The sequence below is a fragment of the Rhodococcus sp. IC4_135 genome (assembly GCF_011602025.1).
In the GTDB taxonomy this organism is placed as follows: Bacteria; Actinomycetota; Actinomycetes; order Mycobacteriales; family Mycobacteriaceae; genus Rhodococcus_F; species Rhodococcus_F baikonurensis.
Window position 1 is genome coordinate 14,368 of the sequence record NZ_JAAOLG010000013.1, and the last position, 19,642, is coordinate 34,009.

General features: G+C 63.5%; 14 protein-coding genes. 10 read left to right on the forward strand and 4 right to left on the reverse strand.

Annotated features, from left to right (window positions below; genetic code table 11):
- Positions 1-1,103: Ig-like domain-containing protein (locus G8767_RS21750; protein ID WP_166811725.1), on the forward strand; the 1,103-nt coding region annotated here is incomplete at its 5' end.
- A gap of 248 nt (positions 1,104-1,351) precedes the next feature.
- On the forward strand, positions 1,352-4,834 hold the full coding sequence (locus tag G8767_RS21755) for an Ig-like domain-containing protein (protein ID WP_166811727.1): 3,483 nt from the start codon (positions 1,352-1,354) through the stop codon (positions 4,832-4,834).
- 10 nt (positions 4,835-4,844) lie between these two features.
- Here G8767_RS21755 and G8767_RS21760 read toward each other — a convergent pair whose 3' ends face one another.
- Positions 4,845-5,684, reverse strand: coding sequence for a hypothetical protein (locus G8767_RS21760; protein WP_166811729.1), 840 nt, complete (start codon positions 5,682-5,684; stop codon positions 4,845-4,847).
- 93 nt (positions 5,685-5,777) lie between these two features.
- Here G8767_RS21760 and G8767_RS21765 point away from each other — a divergent pair, with 93 nt between their 5' ends.
- Together G8767_RS21765 and G8767_RS21770 are read left to right on the forward strand one after the other, a co-directional pair.
- Positions 5,778-6,533 (forward strand): lysophospholipid acyltransferase family protein, encoded by a 756-nt coding sequence (locus G8767_RS21765; RefSeq protein WP_042921233.1) that lies wholly within the window; start codon positions 5,778-5,780, stop codon positions 6,531-6,533.
- Positions 6,534-6,536: 3 nt separating this feature from the next.
- On the forward strand, positions 6,537-7,271 hold the full coding sequence (locus G8767_RS21770; protein ID WP_166811731.1) for a lysophospholipid acyltransferase family protein: 735 nt from the start codon (positions 6,537-6,539) through the stop codon (positions 7,269-7,271).
- 24 nt (positions 7,272-7,295) lie between these two features.
- Here G8767_RS21770 and G8767_RS21775 read toward each other — a convergent pair whose 3' ends face one another.
- Positions 7,296-7,973, reverse strand: coding sequence for an Ltp family lipoprotein (locus G8767_RS21775; RefSeq protein WP_166811733.1), 678 nt, complete (start codon positions 7,971-7,973; stop codon positions 7,296-7,298).
- A gap of 266 nt (positions 7,974-8,239) precedes the next feature.
- On the opposite strand from G8767_RS21775, the gene G8767_RS21780 reads away from it, so the two are divergent.
- A complete protein-coding gene (locus tag G8767_RS21780; RefSeq protein ID WP_095969678.1) occupies positions 8,240-9,061 on the forward strand; it encodes an HAD family hydrolase in 822 nt (273 codons plus the stop codon).
- A 37-nt stretch (positions 9,062-9,098) separates the two neighbouring features.
- Here the strand turns inward: G8767_RS21780 and G8767_RS21785 are convergent, their stop codons facing one another.
- On the reverse strand, positions 9,099-11,108 hold the full coding sequence (locus G8767_RS21785) for an N-acetylmuramoyl-L-alanine amidase (RefSeq protein WP_166811735.1): 2,010 nt from the start codon (positions 11,106-11,108) through the stop codon (positions 9,099-9,101).
- A gap of 331 nt (positions 11,109-11,439) precedes the next feature.
- Here G8767_RS21785 and G8767_RS21790 point away from each other — a divergent pair, with 331 nt between their 5' ends.
- The gene (locus G8767_RS21790; RefSeq protein WP_166811737.1) at positions 11,440-13,002 is read left to right on the forward strand and encodes a SpoIID/LytB domain-containing protein; all 1,563 of its coding nucleotides are present in this window, start codon (positions 11,440-11,442) and stop codon (positions 13,000-13,002) included.
- 105 nt (positions 13,003-13,107) lie between these two features.
- Here G8767_RS21790 and G8767_RS21795 read toward each other — a convergent pair whose 3' ends face one another.
- Positions 13,108-14,601 carry a PucR family transcriptional regulator gene (locus G8767_RS21795; protein ID WP_003943944.1) on the reverse strand — a complete coding sequence of 498 codons (1,494 nt, stop codon included), beginning with the start codon at positions 14,599-14,601 and terminating at the stop codon, positions 13,108-13,110.
- Between the two features lie 170 nt (positions 14,602-14,771).
- Between G8767_RS21795 and G8767_RS21800 the strand changes: the two genes are divergently transcribed.
- From G8767_RS21800 to G8767_RS21815, 4 genes are all read left to right on the forward strand, one after another.
- On the forward strand, positions 14,772-16,175 hold the full coding sequence (locus tag G8767_RS21800; protein ID WP_095969479.1) for an amino acid permease: 1,404 nt from the start codon (positions 14,772-14,774) through the stop codon (positions 16,173-16,175).
- 90 nt (positions 16,176-16,265) lie between these two features.
- A complete protein-coding gene (locus G8767_RS21805) occupies positions 16,266-17,447 on the forward strand; it encodes a thiolase family protein (protein ID WP_124566859.1) in 1,182 nt (393 codons plus the stop codon).
- Between the two features lie 2 nt (positions 17,448-17,449).
- Entirely contained in the window at positions 17,450-18,601 is a 1,152-nt protein-coding gene (locus tag G8767_RS21810) for an acyl-CoA dehydrogenase family protein (protein ID WP_007731824.1), read from the forward strand.
- 110 nt (positions 18,602-18,711) lie between these two features.
- A complete protein-coding gene (locus G8767_RS21815) occupies positions 18,712-19,635 on the forward strand; it encodes an MBL fold metallo-hydrolase (protein WP_095969480.1) in 924 nt (307 codons plus the stop codon).
- Positions 19,636-19,642 lie beyond the last annotated feature (7 nt).

The following is a 19,642-nucleotide window of genomic DNA, read 5'->3' on the forward strand; positions in this document are numbered from 1 at the left end:
CGGCGATCGGTTCTCCGGTGGCAGTCTCCTCGGGTGTTGCGACGCTGTCGCATACCTTCGATGTCGCTGGTGTACAGAGTGTTACGGCTGACTTCACCGCCGGTGCAGGGTTTGTGAGTTCGTCGGCATCAGCTCAGACGGTGACGGTGTCCGATCCGGCTCCGGTCGATGTGGAGACGACGACGTCGCTGTCGGTTCCGGCGACGGCGATCACGGGCAGCGCGGTTGATCTGACGGCCACGGTTGCTCCCTCGAATGCTGTGGGTTCGGTGCAGTTCAAGTCGAACGGTGCGGCGATCGGTTCTCCGGTGGCAGTCTCCTCGGGTGTTGCGACGCTGTCGCATACCTTCGATGTCGCTGGTGTACAGAGTGTTACGGCTGACTTCACCGCCGGTGCAGGGTTTGTGAGTTCGTCGGCGTCGGCGCAGACGGTGACGGTCTCCGATCCGACTCCGGTCGACAAAGCGACGAAGACGGTTCTGAGCGTTCAGGGTGAAGCCAAGGTCGGACTCCCCGTCGATCTCTTCGCGACAGTGTCCGAAGATCCCTCGGACGCTCTGGTGCCATCCGGCGGAACGGTCCAGTTCAAGATCGGTGGAGTCGATCAGGGCGCCCCGGTCGCGGTTGTGGACGGAGTTGCCAAGCTCCCGCACGTGTTCGGAGCTGAAGGCACCTTTGCAGTCACGGCTGTATTCAGTGGATCCGGTGTGTTCACGTCGTCCACTGCGGAATCCGTCGACGTCAATGTCACCGTTCCGGCCCCGTCGGATGTCGAGAGTTCCACGTCGTTGACGGCTCCGTCTTCTGCAAAGGTCGGCACGTCGGTGCAGCTGAAGGCAGTGATCAGTTCTTCCGGCGCGACGTCGGGAACCGTCCAGTTCTTCGACGGAACGACTCCGATCGGTGCTGCCGTCGATGTTGTCGGTGGGCAGGCTGTGTTGAGCCACACCTTCACCACGACGGGCAACCATTCGATCACCGCGGTCTACAGCGGAGCCCAGGGCGTTACGGGTTCCACGTCGACTGCGTCGGTTGTGAACGTCGGTAACGGGGGTGGTGACTTCGGTTCGCTCGGATCGTTGTCGCTGCCGTTCGGTTCTTGATTCTCCGATGACGTGATGCCCCTTGCACCCACGGGTGCAAGGGGCATCGCTCTTCGCAAATCGATGATTGGTCGTTAGCGGAACTATCGGCAATTCGCGAATATTTGTCTGAAATAACTGATACAAGTACTACTTTTGACGGGTACTGTACGAGCGTCCAGCTCATTCCGATTCCGCCCTGTTCGAGTGACCTCCTTCCGTGCGGTTCCCGATTCACGTTTGTTGCTAGCTGAGGAGAGTTCGTGTTGGTGAGAAGAAGTTCCGCGGTTGTGGTGGCGGCGTTGGTCGGTGGCGTGCTGGTGGCCGGCGGTGTTGCTTCGGCAGCTCCGACGTCATCTCCCGCAGTGGAGAACTCGATCGGGTTCAAGCTGGGTTGCGATGGTTACGAGCATCCTGGCTTGGGCAGCATCTCCGACGAATTCCACTCCACGGGCGTGACGATCTCGGCTCCGGAGAAGGTCGTGGCGGGGTCGACGTTCACCTACCGAGTTCAGCCAGGCGCGATGACTGTTCCCACGAGTGGTCATGCGGGGCGTTCGGCGATCAGGTGGACACGGATGAAGTACGACTTCGACATTCCTGCCGGGGTGTCTTTGGTTGACGCTCAGGTAGTGGCGGGTACGTCGTCGAATTTGTCGGGTGCGGCGCCCTCGGTGATTCGAATCAACGACGGTGGTTCGCCGGATGCTGCAGGTACTCACTTGCGTATTGCTGGGAACAACCAGACCGCTGACTCCAACGGCGGCGGTGGAAACGGTCCGAGCACAAGTAAGAACGATGATGGCGGCATCGGCGCGGAGGCTGGAAAGACATTCCGGTTGCCGGCGATCGATGTGACGGTGATTGCCGGTGGTGCGGGTAGCACTGTGCAGCCGAAGTTAAGGGTGACGGATGGCAATTCGGGATCCTTTGATTCTCCGAAAAATGCCTTCACCTTCTTGCAGCGCGAGAAGGACTTCTTCACCGTCGCATACTGGGAGAGATACAACTGCTCACCGCATGATTCACGCAGCGCGGGATTGAATGCGGGCGGTCAGGCGTTGGCCACCGTCAACGTCGTCGCGCAAGCCGGGACCACGACTGCAGTGACGTCCGGCGGGTCGGCAACGATCGGTCAATCGACGGATTTGGTTGCGCAGGTCTCCCCGGCACCGACAGGCGGCACCGTTCAGTTCAAGGACGGCGGGACTGACATCGGCGCCCCCGTGACCGTTGTCAATGGCGTTGCCACGCTGCCTCATACATTCACCGCGGCGGGAGATCACTCCATCACCGCTGTGTACGACGGAGTTCTCGAGTTCCTGACCTCCACATCGGCGGCGCATACAGTCAGTGTGGCTGCTGCCGATGTGCAGACGACCACGTCGCTCACGGTGCCGAGCAGCGCGGTCGAGCAGACCTCGGTCGCGCTGACCGCAAACATTGCACCGGCAGCCGAAGGTGGAACGGTCCAGTTCAGGGACGGTGGCGTGGACATCGGCGGACCCATCGCGGTGACTGCCGGAGCAGCGACCCTGGATCATACGTTCACCGCGACGGGAACACACTCGATCACCGCGGTCTATTCCGGCACTGCAGGTTTCGGCGGTTCGAGTTCTCAGGCTCAGTCCATTGAGATCTCGAGCTCAGCGCAGAGCACAACCACGACGCTTCAGGTTCCGGCTACGGCAGTTACGGGTAGTGCGGTTGATCTGACCGCTACCGTGGCTCCCTCGAATGCTGTGGGTTCGGTGCAGTTCAAGTCGAATGGTGTTGCGATCGGTTCTCCGGTGACGGTTTCCGGTGGGACCGCGACTCTGTCGCACACCTTCGATGCTGCTGGTGCGCAGAGTGTTACCGCTGATTTCACCGCTGGCGCTGGGTTTGTGAGTTCGTCGGCGGCAGCTCAGACGGTGACGGTGTCTGATCCGGCTCCGGTCGATGTCGAGACCACGACGTCGTTGTCGGTTCCGGCGACGGCGATCACGGGCAGCTCGGTTGATCTGACGGCGACCGTGGCTCCCTCGAATGCTGTGGGTTCGGTGCAGTTCAAGTCGAATGGTGTTGCGATCGGCACTCCGGTGACAGTCTCCTCGGGTGTTGCGACTCTGTCGCATGTGTTCGATGTTGCTGGTGCTCAGAGTGTTACCGCTGATTTCACCGCTGGTGCGGGGTTTGTCAGTTCGTCGGCGGCGGCGCAGACGGTGACGGTGTCTGATCCGGCTCCGGTGGATGTCGAGACGACGACGTCGCTGTCGGTTCCGGCTACGGCGGTCACGGGCAGCGCGGTTGATCTGACGGCGACGGTTGCTCCGAACAATGCGGTCGGTACGGTGCAGTTCAAGTCGAACGGCACGGCTATCGGTTCCCCGGTGACAGTCTCCTCGGGTGTTGCGACTCTGTCGCATGTGTTCGATGTTGCTGGTGCTCAGAGTGTTACCGCTGACTTCACCGCGGGTGCAGGATTTGTCAACTCCTCGGCATCTGCGCAGACGGTGACGGTGTCCGATCCGGCTCCGGTGGATATCGAGACGACGACGTCGTTGTCGGTTCCGGCGACGGCGATCACGGGCAGCGCGGTTGATCTGACCGCAACCGTGGCTCCGAACAACGCTGTGGGTACGGTGCAGTTCAAGTCGAATGGCGCGGCGATCGGTTCCCCGGTGGCAGTCTCCTCGGGTGTTGCGACTCTGTCGCATTCCTTCGATGTTGCTGGCGCGCAGAGCGTTACCGCTGATTTCACCGCTGGCGCTGGCTTTGTGAGTTCGTTGGCATCTGCTCAGACGGTGACGGTTTCTGATCCGGCTCCGGTGGACGTGGAGACGACGACGTCGCTCTCGGTTCCCGCGACGGCGGTCACGGGTACGGCAGTTGATCTGACCGCGACGGTTGCTCCGAACAACGCGGTGGGCACGGTGCAGTTCAAGTCGAACGGCACGGCGATCGGTTCTCCGGTGACGGTTTCCGGTGGGACCGCGACTCTCTCGCATATCTTCGATGTTGCTGGTGCTCAGAGCATCACCGCGGACTTCACCGCTGGCTCCGGATTCAAGAACTCGGTTGCGAGTGCGAAGTCCATTCAGGTCAGTGTTTTCGATCAGGAATCCGTAGTCGAACTGAATATCCCCACTGACGCCAAAACTGGTGTGGCAACCGACTTGTGGGCCACCGTCCGCACTTCGTCGGATGACGCTGTCGGTGTCGGTACCGTGCAGTTCTACGACGGTGGCGTCGCAATCGGCGGTCCTGAAGCGGTGACGGCCGGAGTCGCTGGTCTATCGCATACGTTTACCTCCGCCGGAGCGCACAGCATCACGGCGGTGTACTCGGGTGGAACCGGCGTAGTCGGGTCCTCGGCTCCGGCCCGGACGGTGAACGTTACGGACCCTGCACCTTCGGATGTCACCACAGAGACTGTGGTGACGGTGCCTACCGATGCCGTCGTGAACAAGTCGGTGACACTGTCGGCGACCGTGACCTCGGTGCAGAACGGTGGAACTGTGCAGTTCATGGATGGGGATACACCGATCGGTGACGCTGTGGCAGTGGTCAACGGGATTGCGGCGCTCAACCACACCTTCACCACCACTGGTGCGCACTCGATCTCGGCAATCTTCAGTGGTGCAACCGGATTCACGGGCTCGACCTCGACGGCCCAGGCAATTCAGATCAAGGCCGCAACCGGCGGTGGCACGGGCAGCCTCGGTTCAGGCAGCGCTGGTTCGAGCGATTTCCTTCCGTTCGGTTCCTGACCGGAACAGTTCAGGTCGCGGCCCCGAGGCAATAACCCTCGGGGCCGATCGACAGAGTGAACTGCGTCGAGCGTGAGTTACCCGTCCCGTCGGTGACGGGCAGCGTGACACGGACGTAGTCGCCTCGAACCGGAGTGACTGTTGCAGCGTCGGCGTCGAAAGACTTGATACCGGCCAGCTGATTCGGATCGAGCTTGAGTGGCGGCTGGCCGGTGGCGCCGGTGCCGTCCGGATCCCACGGGCTGTTGCCTGGGCAGATCAGCGGATAGAACGTCTCGACGTCACGGGTGTTGACCGGCCGCCCCGTTGCGCGCGAGAGAAACCTGACGACGGCGTGGGAAGCGTCGGCCGGAGTGTAGAAGTTTGATTGCCCCGCAGGGAAGACGAACGGGCAGGCATAGCCGGAAGCGATCTCCGAGCGCTTGGCGGCGACGGAGAGTCCACCGCCGCTCCAGGTGACCGCGTACTGGCCGTCGACACCTGGCGCGGCGATGGCCGTCAAGATGGCAGGCACGTCCGAGTATCGGTCGGCGATCGTCGTGGGCGGCATCGTCCAGCATGCGTTCGTGAGCGCGTCGACGTCCAAAGACACCAGGTCTGTCGCCCAGGCCGCCAGCGCCAGCGCAGCAGCCGGATTGCCGGGCACGTCACCAACCGGAGGTGGCGCGACCGGCGCGGCGGGCGCAGTGGTGGTCGTGGGCGTGAGAGTGGTTGTCGTCGTGGTTTCAGTCGTCGGCGGAGACGGTTCGTCCGTCAGGATTCCCGTCCGTCCGTCGTCCTCACATGCGGTTATCGCCAACGTCATGGCGAGTGCGACTGCCCCCACTGCCGCTCGTCCTGCCGACTTCATTCGTTCGTACGCCCCTTTTGCGACATTCTGACCAACATCCACCCCATAACTGCTGCGGGTCAGATCACGGATTCCCGTCTACGCTAGCGAACTGTGGATCCCGTTTACAGAACAGTCATCGGCATCGCCCGTACCGTCTTCGCTTTCGAGGGCCTGAAGTTCTCCGTCAAGGGAGAGCAGAACATCCCGGCGTCCGGTGGCGCCGTGATCGCGATCAACCACACCGGATACATGGACTTCACGTATGCGGGACTGCCGGCGCGGACCCCCAAGCGCTACATCCGGTTCATGGCGAAGAAGGAAGTCTTCGACAACAAGATTTCCGGACCGATCATGCGGGCCCTCAAGCACATCCCGGTCGATCGCGGGGCAGGCGCCGACTCCTACAAGGCCGCCGTCGATTTCCTGAAACGCGGCGAATTGGTGGGCGTGTACCCCGAAGCCACGATCAGTCGGAGCTTCGAGATCAAGGAATTCAAGTCCGGCGCCGCTCGGATGGCGATCGAGGCCGGAGTGCCGATCGTTCCCGTCGTCATCTGGGGCGCTCAGCGAGTCTGGACGAAGGGCTATCCGAAGCGTTTGGGCCGCACCAACACTCCGATCTCCATCGCCGTCGGCGAGCCGATCGCGCCTTTCGAACCGGCGAGTGAGCTGACGGCGAAGCTGCGGTCGACGATGCAGGAGTTGCTACTCGATCTGCAGAAGAGCTACGACCATCCGGCCGGCGAGTACTGGGTGCCGGCCCGCCTCGGTGGCAGCGCGCCGACGCTCGAGCAGGCCGACAAGATGGATGCCGACGAGGCTGAGGCGAAAGCCAAAGCACGCGAGGCACGGAAGTCCGAAGGCTGACCCATGTCCTTCGAACCCGTTTACACCGCCGTCGAGGTAGTCGCGCGTGGTCTGAGCGGTTTCCAGGGCGTGAAAGTCACCCGCACCGGGACGGAGCACGTCCCGGTGTCCGGCGGTGCCGTCATCGCGATCAACCACACGAGCTACCTCGATTTCATCCCGGCGGCTCTGGCGGTTGGGACCGCAAAACGCAAGCTCAGGGTGATGGCCAAGGCTGAGCTTGCGGACAACAAGGTACTCGGCTTCCTCATGCGTGGATGCGGCGTCATCGAAGTCGATCGCTCTGCCGGAGCGCAGGCGTATCGAGCCGGAGTCGACGCCCTCGAGCGCGGCGAACTGGTTGGCGTCTACCCGGAAGCGACGATCAGTCGGAGCTTCGAGATCAAGGAAATGAAATCCGGAGCAGCTCGGATGGCCATCGACGCCGGCGTGCCGATCATTCCGCTGATCGTCTGGGGCGCCCAGCGGATCGTCACCAAGGGCGGACCGAAGAATCTGGGCCGCAATCATTTCCCGATCTCGGTGGAGGTGGGTGCACCGATCGATCCGGTCGAACCCGCCGAAGCGCTGAGCGAGATCCTGCGCATCGAGATGGATGCGATCCTGCGCCACGTTCAGGACGGGTTCGTGCACGAGCCCGGGGCGTACTGGGTGCCTCGTCGACTCGGCGGTGGCGCGCCGACACCCGAGGAAGCCGTAGCCATGGACGCACAGGAACGCGCGAAGCGGGCGCGCTGAACAGACGGCGCTTGCACTGATGCGTCAGTACACGGCGTTGGCTCCGTACTCGGCCTGCGCACTCGTGAAGCCCTCGTACTCGAGCTGCTCGATCAGTCCTGACCTGGAGAACGACGTCATCTCGAGGTACTGCTCGGCACTCAGTGCAGCCTGCTTGTTCCAATCGGCGTTCAAATTGTCCACCGCGTACGTCGCATCCTCCGTGGAGAAACCTTCGTACTCGAGCTGTTCGATCAGTCCGCTGCGGGAGAAGGCAGTCATGTCGATGTACTGCTGGGCGGATCGGACGGCGTTCCGCTGACCGGAGCTGACCTGCGGCCTGGCCGGGGCAGGCGCAACTGTCGGAGTAACCACAGGTGCGGGCGCCTGGTACGTGGTCGTCGTGGGCGCCGCCACCTTGCTGGATGGCGGGGCAGGAGCAGCGGCCGGCGAACTGACGATCGGTGAGACAGAGGCGCGCGACGTAACGGCACTGGTAGTGGTCTGTGAGGAGGCGCTCGAGGTCGGTGCAGCGCTGGTGGTTTCTGCGTCGTCCTTGTCTCGTCCGCCGAGAATGCCTGCGACGACGAGCAATGCGACGACTGCACCGGCAATCCACGGCCACTTCTTCGACTTCTTGGTCTCAGGTTGCGGTTGTGGCGGAACCTGGAATGGAGGCTGCGAGCTCCCGTAAGGCGGCGGCAGATCGGGCGGCACGGACATGGGTGTTCTCCTTGCGAAGGTTCATCGTCTCGGGTTCGAGACGAAGGGACCCTGAGTCAGGTGTGCCGAATGAGCAGGGCAGCGGTACTCAGGTAAGGGCGAATGTCTGGTTCTCCCGCAATAGATACCAGACCGGTCGGACTGAAATGTGATTTGCGGGAATCTCTCGGGGTTCGCGATCTCAGGTAAGGACGCGCGAAGCGGGCGCGCTGAGCGAGACCGTCGTAGCCAACAGGCACAATGGCGGTGTGAGCCCAGACCGTCGTATCAGCCCTGACCGTCCGACCTTGGTCGCCTCCGACGTCGACGGCACCCTCATCGATCACGACGAGTTGGTCAGCGCCCGCACCCGCGCCGCCGTGCATGCCGTCGTCGAATCCGGCACGCCGTTCCTGCTGGCAACCGGGCGTCCTCCGCGATGGATTTCGCCCGTCGTCGAAGGTTTGGGATACGCGCCACTTGCCGTCTGCGCCAACGGAGCCGTTGTCTACGACAGTTACGCCGACCGCGTCCTCAGCGCAGCGACCTTGTCGGTCGACGCACTCACCGAGCTCTCCGAGCTGGCTCTGGTCGCGCTCCCCGGGGCGGGGCTGGCCGCGGAACGGGTGGGGGAGAGCGCACACGATGCCGCCACTCCACAGTTCGTCAGCTCACCGGATTACGAACATGCCTGGCTCAACCCGGACAACACCGAGATGTCCGAGGACGAAGTGCTTGCGGCGCCGGCCGTCAAACTCCTGATTCGCCGTCCAGGCATGACCAGCACGGCAATGTACGACGCTCTTGCTCCGCACGTCGGTGCACTCGCCGACATGACGTACTCCACCGAGAACGGACTGATCGAACTCTCGGCACCGGGAATCACGAAGGCGTCGGGGCTGGTTGCCGCGGCGGAAAGGTTCGGCTTCGACCTGTCGGGTCTGGTGGCCTTCGGGGACATGCCCAACGACATCCCGATGCTGGGCTTGGCGCGGCTCGGCGTGGCCATGGGTAACGCTCACCCCGAAGCCAAAGCCGCAGCCGACGAGGTCACCGACGCCAATTCGGAGAACGGGGTCGCAAAAGTCCTCGAGCGCTGGTGGTCGTAGAACCCACCAGCGCCCGAGGACGTGTACTGCTCGAGCGTCAGCCGACAGGCGCGCTGTTGGCCATTTCCTGGGCAAAGGTCTCGTTGTAGGTCTTGAGGACCTTCGTGACCATGCCGGTGATCTGGTTGAAGATCAGCGAACCGTTCTCGAAGTCACTGCGCAAGCCGTCCGGGATCGAGTACTCGTCCGAGATCGGCAATCCGAGTTCACCCGCGTCGGAACCGAAGCTCTGCCACGACTTGAAGATCTCGCCGAGCACGGTGAACACTCCGCCGTTCGGTGAGGTGTAGACAGCACCGTTCTGGAACAGCGCACCCTGGTTGCCGAGCTTCGCCTGCAGAATTCCGGACAGAGCCTGGCCGAGGCGGCCGATTTCGCCACCTTCGGCGATCCACTTCTGCGCGAGCGGTGAATTGTCGGTGATCTGCAGAATCTGGGTGACCAGATCCGGGATCGACGAACCGGTGCCACCGGTGACCGTGTCGACCGGAGTGGTCGGCTTGGGCGCAGGCGTCGACGGATTGGAGGGGTTCGAGGGGTTCAACGTTCCCCCGATATTCGCGGCCGCGATGTTCCGGATGTCGTTCATGTGTGCGTACGCGGCATCACCCGGGCAAGCGGTGTTTCCGACGTCGCGGTGCGCGAAGATGATCGGCAGGTCGACTGCTGCGCCCTGCGGGTACGGCGTGAACTCGGTGCCCTCGGAGTACATCGTCGTTCGGCCCTTCGGGTCGAGGCCGGCCATGCCGAGCTTCCATCCGAGGAACTTGCCGACGGAGTTCAGCGTCGCCTGCGAAGGCTCGACGGTGGAGTAGTCGCCCATCATCGCGATACCGGTGGTGTTCTCGTTGAAGCCGCCGGCGTGTGCACCCTGAACTGCCTTGTCGAGTCCGCCTGCGCGGCCTTCGAAGGTCTGACCGTACTTGTCGACGAGGACGTTGTATCCGACGTCGCACCAGCCGAGAGTCTGTGCGTGGTAGGCGTAGATCGAGCGGACGATTCCGGCCGATTCGGCCTTCGTGTAGTTGTTGCTACCTGCGGTGTGGTGAACGGTCGCGCCACCGATGAAGTCGTCGTACGTGGGGGAGTCGCAGCGAAGTGACTCGTCAGCTCCCCACTGTGCGCGGGTGATGACGGAAGGCCCGCTGCCGCCGAGCGGCGCTGCGACGGCCTGCAGATTGCTGTCTGCCTCGCTGGCGCCCGGATCGATCAACACGGCGGTGACGGCGTCTGCTGCCGTCGTCGCCTGGCGAAGCGGCTTGGACACCGAAGCTGGGGTGTATCCGAGTTCGCCGGTGGCTGCGGGGGCTTCAGCAGGCACCGGTGCTTCAGCAGGTGCAGGTGCTTCGGCGGGCGCTTCAGCAGGTGCGGGGGCGGGGACAGCTTCCGGCGCGGGAGCCGGCACAGCCTCGGCGGCGGGAGCCGCGACGCCCTGCGGGGTGAGGATCTGGATGGACTTGGTGGCGCCGACGAAGACGGGTTCGGTGGCGGTACCGGCGTTGGTGGCCTGATCCGAACTGGCGGAGTCGATGGCGTCAGGGGTGAACCACGGGCCCCAGGTGCCGTCTTCGGCCAGGGCGCGGACCTTGGACTGCGCCGAGGCGATCGTGTCCGAGGTCAACGCGACCATGCTGAACGGAGTGTCGCGGGTGACTTCCTTGACCACTGCGCCTGGCTCTTCCTCGGAAGGAACCGGAGCGGTTTCGGTCGGAGTGCCGGGAGCAGCGGGTGCCGGGAAGAGTTCGGTCGGCAACGTGATCCCTGGCGGAAGCGGAATTTCGGTCGGGAGCTTGAGGTTTCTGAGATCGCCCAGGTTGATGTCGGGCAGATCGAGACCGGTCAGCTCCTTGACCGGGATGATGATGTCGGGCACCGACGCGAGGAGCACCTCTGCGATCTGGGTCGGCACTGCTACTGACGTCGTCTCGTTCGCGGAACGTACATCGGACGTAGTGCTCGTGAGGCCGTAGACCGCAAAAGGACTTGCGACAGCCACTGCGGCTACAGCCCCGAGTACGAGCGAGGGCTTCGGTCGACGGTGTGGCAAGGGATTACTCCTCGGTTGTAGTTACTTGCGAGCGAACTTCAGGGCCGATGACGGCCGTGAACGGAATCCTTCAAAACCGGATCCGAGCAGGTCGGATGCCATGTTCTGGGGTTGAACTCCAGTTTTCGGACGCGTACGTCTGCAACTCGTGATGCTGGTGTGACTCGTGTGACTGGTGTTGCTAACTCCAAACACTCTTGCCACACTAGTCACAAAAGTCCATAACGCTCAACCTTAGGGTGAGACTTTAGTTAAATCGTTGTGGACTGGCCTGCGCGCGGAGTACCGACTTCGCGGACTCGTGAGGCCGGTAGCGATGAGGAGAGCATTGATGGCGAGAAGCGGAAGAAGCGGAACTGCAGGTAAGAAGCCTGCATCCGGTCGCGCAGGTCGCTTTCTGGTGGGCGGACCCGGGAGGCGGACCTCGCTGATGCGGGTCTCGGTCCTCGGGCTGGTTCCAGCTCTCGCACTCGGCGTCGCGATCGGAGGTTTCACGCAAATCCGTGCTGACGAGCCGTCGATTTTGCACGCCGTCGCCGCCGACACGCAATTCACGCTCTCCGGTCACGGCAACGGGCATGGCCGCGGAATGGGTCAGTGGGGCGCTTACGGTTACGCCAAGAACGACGGCTGGTCCGGCGAGCGAATCCTCAGTCACTACTACGGCGGAACAGTCCTGGACTCCATGCCGCCCGCGCAGATGAGTGTGCGGCTGACCGCTCAGGACAACTCGACACTCGTCGTCTACTCCAACGCCGGCCTCGTGGTCAACGGTCAGCGCACCGCGCCCGGCGAGGCGGCCCATCTCACCGCGCTGCCTGGCGGCGGTGCACAGGTGGTTGTCACCAGTGGTTGCGGTGGCGGAGTCGTCTGGGAAGCGGTCACCGATCATCCGTGGGTGGATCCGGTGGATCTCAGTCCTGATCGACCCGCCGACCAGTTCCTGAAGCTGTGCGACAACGACGCGCCCTACAGAGGTGCCCTCGGCGTGGTGCTCGACAACGGCTCGGCGCGGACGGTGAATCTTCTCGACATGGAGGACTACCTGCTCGGCGTGGTGCCGGTCGAGGCCAAGGCGGAATGGGCCGATTCCGGTGGGGCCGAAGCACTACGGGCGCAAGCGGTGGCAGCACGTTCGTACGCTGCAACCGAACATCGGTCTTCGTACGCCGACACCTGCGATACACAGGACTGCCAGGTGTACGGGGGAGCAGGTAAGGAAGATCCCCGCACCACCGAGGCCGTTCGGTCCACCGCCGGCGCCGTTCTGTCGCGTGACGGCAAGATCGTGGCCACCGAATTCTCTTCGTCCACAGGAGGTTACAGCTCCGGCGGTGAATTCCCGGCCGTCGAGGATCTTGGTGACGCCCTGTCTCCCAATCATGACTGGACCGTGAATCTGACCGCAGGGCAGATTGCGGACGCTTTCGGTGTCGGCGAGCTGCAGTCGCTCAAGATTCTCTCGCGCAACGGCTTCGGTACCGACGGTGGGCGAGTGACGGCAGTCGAGGTAGTCGGTACGGGTGCAACTGTCGGCGCTACCGGTATTCAGTTCCGTCAGAAACTCGGCCTCAAATCGGACTGGTTCACCATTGGTGACGGGGCTGGTGTGGTAGTGGCGCCTGATTCGGAATCGACAGTGCCGGAATCCAATTCGCCATCCGAGGATCCATCGGGTACGGTTACGGAGACGCAGATCGAGAAGAAGTATCGGGAGCTCGGCGGTGAAACCGGCACTCTCGGTGCTCCTGTCGGCCCGGAGATGCAGTTGCCCTCCGAAGCAGGCACTTTCCGTGTCTACGAAAACGGAACCATCATCTGGACAAAGGTTTTGGGTGCGCAGGTAGTTGATGCCAACGTGCTCCGCGAGTGGATACCGACGGGCGGAAGCTAGGGGAAGGTCGGTCGGTAACAACTCGCACGTATCGACTCTGAAGGGTCTCCGCCGCAATCCGGTGGGGGCCCTTCAGGTCGCTTCGGGTGTTGTATCGGTTGACGGTCAGATGGTTGGAGCGTCACCGAGCAGGCGGTACTCGAGCCACAACTCCGCACGTTCGGTGGGGGAGCCGAGGTCGAGCTGGAGAAGGCTCTCGATCCGAGCGAGTCTGCTGCGCAACGTATGCCGGTGAATGTTGAGTGCAGTGGCCGCGGCGTCGCCCACCCCGTTGTGTGCCAACCACATGGCCAAGGTTCGGTAGAGATCGCTACCGCCCTTCGCTTCCAGAAGCGGGCGCAAGTGTGCCGCCGCGAATGCCGTCGAGCGATCCTGATCGAGAAACGCGGACAATCCACTCTCCGAGAGTTCGGCGAACCGCATCGAAGGCAGGTTGCGGGCGCCGGCCTCGGCTGCTGCCTGCGCGGCTTGGCGTCTGGCGCGCGAGAGATCGTCCCACCACAACATGTCCGACACGCCGACGGTTACGTCGATTTCGTTGACACGGGCGAGGATTCGCCCGCTGTCCGTGGCTGAGACGACGGCGATCAGCGCACCGTCGGTGATGCCGAATGCCAGATCGCGGCTGAGGCCGTCGAGCAGTGAGACGGACACGCTCTCGAGCAGTCCGCTCGGGCCCGCCACATGGAAGACCTGGAAAGGCTCGACCGGAAATCCTCCCCACAATTCCCCGGAGATGTTGCGGGCGAGCGCATTCTGGCCTTCGAAGAGCTGATGCATCGCAACGGTGCGCAGGTGGTTCATCGTCAGTTGCGCGTCCCGGGTTCGAGCCGTCATCAAGGTGAGCAGAGACGCGGCTGCGATGACGATGCCCTGATTCAGAGAACCGACGGCGCCGGGGCAGCCGGCAACGAGATATCCCATCAGCTTTCCCCTCGACGTCAGCAGAGGGTGGGAGATGACGTCCTCGTTCTCGCTCGTGAGGAAACTGACTTCCATCGGGCGGGCGTCGCGCTCGGGGGCCGTTCGCTCGATTCCTGCGGCCGCGGCGGTGTGTGAGATCTCGACGGTATGGCCGGCGGAGTCCAGCAGGGCCGCCCATCCGCCGATCAATTCCGCCACCCGTCGTACGACTGCCCGGGTGCCGTTGACCGTCACCGCAGCTTGAAGCAGCCGCCGCAGGCTTTGGTAATTGCTGCGCAGCGCTTTCATGTCGTCGTCGGATTGCGCCTTCGACACCGCTTTGGTCAGGGCGATGAAAGGTGTTCGCAATGGGACGTCGAGAAGGGGCACACTGAAACGGGTGGCCGCATCCACCAGAGTCTGTGGCGCCTGCTCGTATCCGAGGCCGGTTCCGAAACCGATTCCGGCAATTCCGGCCGCCACCAGGGTCCGTACGAATCGGGTCGTTTCCGCGGCCGTCGTCGGTAGTGACACCCCGGTGATGAGGAGCAGTTCACCGCCGTCGAGGAAGGGCGTCGGGTCGGGAAGTTCGGAGACATGTGCCCAGGTCAGGGTGCGGTCGAGCTGGTCGTGCCCAGCCAGGACGCGAAGGCCGAACTGTTCGGTCGCACAAAGCTGGCGGAGCGTGATGGGCATGGGTCCAGTCTGACACCTCGGACTCGCCACTTTGTAGTGCCTGCGGTCACGTTTGTACAAAGTGGAGCCTGACGCGAGCTTGCCGAAGGTCCGACACTGGCGCTATCGAAAATGCGCTCCAGAAGAGCGTCACCGAGATCCACGTCCCGAACAGCCCACAAGGAGTACTGATGTCCAGTACAGACCAGCCGGCACTTCAGCACACGCTGAAGAAGCGGCATCTGTCGATGATTGCGATCGCGGGCGTCATCGGCGCCGGACTGTTCGTCGGCTCCGGTGTGGCGATCCAGGAGACAGGACCGGGTGTCCTGATTTCCTACGCGCTCGCCGGCGTCGTCGTCATCCTCGTGATGCGCATGCTCGGCGAGATGTCGGCAGCGTCGCCGGAAACCGGCTCGTTCTCCTCGTACGCCGACAAGGCAATCGGCCGCTGGGCGGGCTTCTCGATCGGCTGGCTGTACGCATGGTTCTGGATCATCGTGCTCGGCATCGAGGCCACCGCCGGTGCTCTCATCATGAATCGTTGGGTTCCCGGCGTTCCCCAGTGGACCTGGGCCTTGATTCTGATGATCGTGCTGACGCTGACCAACATCATCTCGGTCAAGTCGTTCGGCGAGTTCGAGTTCTGGTTCGCCTCCATCAAGGTCGTCGCCATCATCGCGTTCCTCGGCATGGGCATCGTGGCGATCTGCGGCTGGATGCCCGGCGTCGAAGCACCCGGAATGACCAACCTGACCGGTCACGGCGGTTTCCTGCCCAACGGCACGGGAGCCATGCTCGCCGCAGTCCTCGTGGTCGTGTTCTCGTTCTTCGGCGCCGAAATCGCCACCATCGCCGCCGGTGAATCGGCCAACCCGCTCGAAGCCGTTCGCGCTGCCGTCAAGTCCGTCGTCTGGCGAATTCTCATCTTCTACATCGGCTCGATCGCGGTGGTCGTCACCCTGCTTCCCTGGGACAGTGCGTCGGTCGCGCTCAGCCCGTACGTCGCCGTCATGGACTCCTACGGCATTCCCGCCGCAGGCAACATCATGGACGTCGTCGTCCTCACGTCGGTTCTGTCCTGCCTCAACTCCGGTCTCTACACCGCCAGCCGCATGATCTTCTCCCTCGCCGGCCGCGGCGACGCCCCCAAGTCGCTCTCACGCATCGAGAAGACCGGCGTCCCGATGCGCGCCGTCCTGGTCTCGACGATCGTCGGCTTCCTGACCGTCGGCATGAACTACCTCTCCCCGGACAAGGTCTTCCTGTTCCTGGTCAACTCCTCCGGAGCGATCGCGCTGTTCGTCTGGCTCGTCATCTCGGTGTCTCAGCTGCGCACCCGCCGCAAGCTCGAAGCCTCGGGCCAGGAACTCGAGCTGAAGATGTGGTTCTTCCCGTATCTGACCTACGCCACGATCGCCGCCATCATCGCGCTCTGCATCGGCATGCTCACCCTGGACTCGACGCGCAGTCAGATGATCGTGTCCCTGGGACTCGCAGCGATCCTCGTGGGTATCGGGCTCTACCGCTACCGGAACCACAAAGACACCGAAGCCGAGGTCGTGCCGGTAGCCGAGAGCGCTCCCACACCCTGACACCAACGTCCCCATCTGCGAGATACTTCGATGTCCTAGTATCGGCCACGGACAGAGAAATCGACGTGAGCACAGCAGATGGGGACAATCATGACCACACCCGAACCGATCGTCATCGTCGACGGGGCCAGGACCCCAGTCGGTAGCTTCGGCGGCGTCTTCAAGGACGTACCCGCGCACGAGCTGGGTGCCGCAGCAGCCAAGGCTGCGCTGAGCCGCGCCGGCGTTGCACCCGAAGACATCGACGAGGTCGTCATGGGCTGCATCGGCCAGGTCGGCCCGGACGCCTACAACGCACGCCGCGTCGGCATTGCCGCCGGACTGCCCGAGAACGTCCCCGCCTACACCGTCAACCGCCTCTGTGGCAGCGGCCTGCAGGCAGTGTGGTCGGCGGCGATGCAGATGCGCTGGGGCGCAGCTGCCATCACGCTCGCCGGCGGTGACGAGAGCATGTCCCGCATGCCCTTCTACGACTTCGCCGCCCGCTCGGGTTACAAGCTCGGCGATCGCAGCCTCGTCGACGGCACCGTCGCCATGCTCACCGACCCGTTCAGCAAAGCCCACATGGGCCGCACCGCCGAAGCCGTCGCCCGCAAGTACGGCGTCAGCCGCGAGCAGCAGGACGAGTTCGCCGTCGAATCTCAGCGCCGCGCTGCAACCGATGCAGCCAAGGCAGCATTCGCCGAGGAAATCACTCCCGTCGAGACCGGTGGCCGGCGCTCGGTCACCGTCACCGAGGACGAACACCCCAAGCCCGGAACCACCGTCGAAACCCTCGCCAAGCTGCGCCCCGCATTCGAAGAGGGCGGATCCGTCACCGCCGGTAACGCGTCGGGCATCAACGACGGCGCCGGCGCACTCGTCCTCGCGACGGGCACCGAGGTAGCCAAGCGCGGCCTCACCGGAATGGTCACGCTCGAAACTGTCACGACGGCAGCCATGGAGCCCGGCCTGATGGGCTACGCGCCCGTGCTCGCCCTCGAAAAGCTCTTTGCGCAAACAGGATTGAAGCCGTCCGACATCGGCACCGCCGAGGTCAACGAGGCGTTCGCTTCGCAGGCCATCGCCGTCATCCGTGACAGTGGCCTGGATCCGGAGAAGACCAACCCGTACGGCGGAGCAATCGCCCTCGGACACCCGGTCGGCGCCACCGGAGCCATCCTGACCCTGCGCGCCGCCCGTGACATGGTCCGCCGCGACCTCGAATTCGGCATCGTCACCATGTGCATCGGCGGCGGACAGGCACTCGCTGCCCTGCTGAAGCGGGTCTGATCATGGCGACCAAGCGCAAGCCGTCGTGGCACGACGACGAGATCACGGCAGTGGCCGAACTGGCCCGTGGTTTCTTCGATCGTGAACTGATCGCCAAGCGTGAGCAGTGGGACGCCCAGCATCGCGTCGACCGGTCCGTGTGGCTCGAAGCCGGCAAGCTCGGCCTGCTGTGCTGCTCGATTCCCGAGGAATACGGCGGGGGCGGTGGAACTTTCGCACACGATCTCGCGGTCTTCGAGGCGCAGGGCTACTGCGGTGACTATGCACTCGGTAACTCCGTGCACAGTGGCATCGTCGCCCACTACGTGCTCGAGTACGGAAGCGAAGAGCAGAAGAAGGCCTGGCTGCCAGGGATGGCGACGGGTGAAATCCTCGGCGCGATCGGAATGACCGAGCCGGGAACAGGTTCCGACCTCAAGGCAATCACCACGTCCGCGATCCGCGACGGTGACCACTACGTAGTGAACGGGTCGAAGACCTTCATCACCAACGGTGGCAGCGCAGACATGATCGTGCTCGCCGTCAAGACCGATCCCAAGGCCGGCGCCAAGGGTGTCTCGCTCCTGATCGTGGATCTGCGTGACTGCGAAGGCTTTGCCGTCGGCCGCGTCCTCGACAAGGTCGGTCAGCACGGCGCCGATACGTCCGAGCTGTCCTTCACCGATGTCCGCGTTCCCGTCTCGAACCTCCTCGGTGAGTCCGAGGGGCTCGGTTTCGGTCAGCTGATGGCACAGTTGGTGCAGGAACGCCTCATCATCGGCGCGCAGGCCATCGGCACCATCGAGCGCGCCGTCGAGGAGACCGTCGCGTACACCAAGGCGCGTCAAGCGTTCGGGCACAGCCTCTTCGAGTTCCAGAACACCGCCTTCGAGCTGGCCGAGTGCCAGACGATCGCACGCACCTGCCGTGTCTTCCTCGACAACTGCATCGAGGATCACCTCAACGGCGAGCTGGACGGCGCAGACGCCGCGATGGTCAAGTACTGGCTCACCGAGCAGCAATGCGCCGTCGTCGACCGGTGCGTGCAGCTCTACGGCGGATACGGCTACATGCGTGAGTACCCGATCGCGCGCATGTACGAGGACTCCCGCGTCCAGAAGATCTACGCCGGCGCCAACGAAGTGATGAAGGGCATCATCGCGAAGAGTCTTTGATCACCGGCGTCGAAAACCATTGACACCGAACAGGCACCCACCGAGCATTTCGGTGGGTGCCTTTGTGTGTGCCTACAAGCGGTATCGAGCTGTTCGGAAGGCAATCACTGATGAGCTTCACCATCGACGTCGGATCGGCGCGCGTCACCCAACTGACAGAGCTGGCACACTGGCCGTTTCCGCCGCGAGAGCTTTTTCCGCACGCGGGTGAGGCGGAGATCGAGGACGCGTCGGCACGGCTGACACCGGAGTTCTTCGACGCCGGTAGCGGTGACCTCGTACTTGCCATCCACACCTACCTGGTGGAGATCGGCGGCAAAGCCATCGTCGTCGACACCGGCAACGGCAACAGCAAGCACCGGCCGAACCTCCTGCCGCATCACATGTTCGGTACCGACTACCTCTCCCGCTTCGCAGCCACCGGTGTGTCCGTCGACGACGTCGATCTGGTGGTCAGCACACATCTGCACCCCGACCACTGTGGTTGGAACACCGCCCTCGACGCCGAAACCTGGCGGCCTACCTTTCCCCGCGCGACCTACGTTTTCGATCGCACCGAACTGGCCGCGCTCGAACAACTCGCCGCCGACGGTCCGCACGAAGGAGTGGTCTCGGATCTCGCGCAGACCTTCGAGGACAGCGTCCGTCCCGTTCTGGACGGGGCGAAGTGGGAGGCGGTCGGCGACGGTCACGTCCTGGCCGAATCGGCAGGCACAAGCGTCGTCGTGCGCAGCGCGCCCGGCCACACTCCGGGCCACATCGTGATCGAGATTCGCACTGCCGACGGCGGCGCCGTCATCTCCGGCGACGTGATCCACCATCCGATCCAGTTTCTGTACCCGGACCTCAGTCAGGGCGGCGACGCGGATCCCGAGATCGCGAGGGTCACCCGCCGCGAACTTCTCGAACGCTGCGCGTCGGAGGGACTCCTTCTGCTTCCCGCGCACTTCTCCGTCGACGAACCGATCACGGTTCGGTTCGACGCGGACGGTCTGCCGACGGCACCTTCGATATATGTTGCGAGTCCTGCATAGAATGGGG

Coding starts and splice junctions, on each gene's coding strand:
- G8767_RS21760 (WP_166811729.1), bottom strand. CDS start 5,684: ATGAAGTCGGCAGGACGAGCGGCAGTGGGGGCAGTCGCACTCGCCATG.
- G8767_RS21770 (WP_166811731.1), top strand. CDS start 6,537: ATGTCCTTCGAACCCGTTTACACCGCCGTCGAGGTAGTCGCGCGTGGT.
- G8767_RS21775 (WP_166811733.1), bottom strand. CDS start 7,973: ATGTCCGTGCCGCCCGATCTGCCGCCGCCTTACGGGAGCTCGCAGCCT.
- G8767_RS21790 (WP_166811737.1), top strand. CDS start 11,440: ATGGCGAGAAGCGGAAGAAGCGGAACTGCAGGTAAGAAGCCTGCATCC.
- G8767_RS21795 (WP_003943944.1), bottom strand. CDS start 14,601: ATGCCCATCACGCTCCGCCAGCTTTGTGCGACCGAACAGTTCGGCCTT.
- G8767_RS21800 (WP_095969479.1), top strand. CDS start 14,772: ATGTCCAGTACAGACCAGCCGGCACTTCAGCACACGCTGAAGAAGCGG.
- G8767_RS21805 (WP_124566859.1), top strand. CDS start 16,266: ATGACCACACCCGAACCGATCGTCATCGTCGACGGGGCCAGGACCCCA.
- G8767_RS21810 (WP_007731824.1), top strand. CDS start 17,450: ATGGCGACCAAGCGCAAGCCGTCGTGGCACGACGACGAGATCACGGCA.
- G8767_RS21815 (WP_095969480.1), top strand. CDS start 18,712: ATGAGCTTCACCATCGACGTCGGATCGGCGCGCGTCACCCAACTGACA.